General features: G+C 65.0%; 2 protein-coding genes. Both read right to left on the reverse strand.

Annotated elements, in window-relative coordinates; all coding sequences use genetic code 11:
- Window positions 1-302 precede the first annotated feature (302 nt).
- A complete protein-coding gene (locus ABZS69_RS67000) occupies window positions 303-1,184 on the reverse strand; it encodes a transposase (RefSeq protein ID WP_355395650.1) in 882 nt (293 codons plus the stop codon).
- A gap of 169 nt (window positions 1,185-1,353) precedes the next feature.
- Window positions 1,354-1,644 carry a hypothetical protein gene (locus tag ABZS69_RS67005; protein ID WP_355395647.1) on the reverse strand — a complete coding sequence of 97 codons (291 nt, stop codon included), beginning with the start codon at window positions 1,642-1,644 and terminating at the stop codon, window positions 1,354-1,356.
- Window positions 1,645-1,805 lie beyond the last annotated feature (161 nt).

Below are 1,805 nucleotides of genomic sequence, written 5' to 3' on the forward strand. Positions count from 1 at the left end.
TCATCGGCCAACCCCCGACCTTGATCGCTCAGGGAGTGTAAGAACAACGGCTCTGGCCCGTAATCGGTGGTGGCGGTAAGTGACTGTCAGGGCAGTAGGAAGCGGTGGCGCAACTGATCGAATCGGCACGGCTGTGCGACTGGCGTAGGATCCTCTTCGTGCGATCGCGTCCTCGGAGCGGTGTAAAACCCGCGTTCCGCAGATGTGGAGCGAGAAAAGCACACAGATCTGCGGTCTGAGCTGGGGAAACGCTTGCGGGCACGCTGATGCGGCGCGTCACTAGGCGCGAGTGTTGTGCCTGGTCAGGCGTCTGCGGCGGAGATGGCTTCGACGATCTTCTTCGGGGTCGGGATGTCGAGTTTGGCCAGGATGTCGCGCTGGGGCTCGGTCAGTTCGGCGCGCTGGCGGAAGGTGCCGGTCGGGCCGGTTAAGGTGGCGACCGTCAGCAGGTCGAACTCCTGGCGGATGCGCGTCCAGGTGGTGCCGGTGGTGGTCTCGATGATGCGGATTAGCAGCAGCGTCAGCCAGCACAAGATGACGTGCGCACGGATGCGTTCCTCCAGCCGGTGATAGACCGGGCGCAGATCGATGACCTGCTTCATGTCCCGCCAGCCCCGCTCGACCTCCAGCAATTGCTTGTAACCGACGGCGATGTCCTCGGCCGGCAGCTTGGGGTCCGAACAGCGCAGCAGGTACTTGCCGTCCAGGTTCGCCTCGGCCTTGACCTTCGCGGCGTCGATGCGCAGCAGCCCGTTCGGGGTGGTGCGCAGATACCGGTTCAGGCCGGGCTTGGTGGAGATGACCCCGCGAAGTTCGGCGCGCTTGGTGGCGCTGAGTGTGTCCGTGCCGGCGATCACTTCCTCCAGTTGGGCGATCAGACGCTCCCGGATGGCGGCGTCGCGCGCGGCGCCCTCGGGGTTGAAGCAGATCACGAACCGGTCGGCCTCGCCGATCCGGACCTCTTTGACCTTCAGATTCTCGGCCACGTCCTGGTAGCGGCCTTGGCGCGACAGCGTGGCCTTGGCCTCGGCCGAGCCGGAGCGCAGTCGTTCGCCGATGATGTAGTGGTGATCGCCTTGGCGCAGGTAGCGGCGGTTGTCGGCGGAGGCGAAGCCGCGATCACCGACCCACACGATCTTGGATAGGGTCCAGTCCCGCATGTCGTCCTTGACCTGGCGGATCAGGGCTGTTGCGCTTGCCGATAATTGCGTTCGCCCAGCTCGCGGGCATGTCGGGCTTTGCCTGGCGTGCGCGAGCTCCGGTCCTCAGCAGACGCATGCGGCATGATGATCGGCCGTGCTCCTTCGCCTGGCCTATCTTGCCGTGAAGAACGCCTTCGCCGCGCTGCGACTGCTACTCGTGGCCGATCGTGACAAGGACGTTGAGATACTCGCCCTGCGCCATCAGATCGCCGTGCTTGAACGGCAACTCGGAGTCGATGCCAGGGTGAGGTTCACGCCCGGGGATCGGGCTTTCCTCGCCGCGCTGCTGACATCGCTGCCACGTGAGGTGCTGCGCCGGCTGCGGCTGCTCGTCCAGCCGGATACCGTCTTGCGCTGGCACCGCGACCTGATGAAACGGCGTCACGCCCGTACCTGCCGGTCGAACAGGCGAGGTCGCCCGCCCACGGTCCACTCCATTCATGTCCTTATCTTGCGACTGGTTCGCGAAAATCCCTCGTGGGGATATCGGAGGGTGCACGGTGAGCTCTGCGCCTGCCGATAATTACATCCGCCCAGGCCATGACTCTGCGAGGGCTTCGCGTGGCGGCGCGAGTTCTGGCCACTCAGGAGACAGGACCACGT

Source organism: Nonomuraea sp. NPDC005650 (genome assembly GCF_040605375.1).
GTDB lineage: Bacteria > Actinomycetota > Actinomycetes > Streptosporangiales > Streptosporangiaceae > Nonomuraea.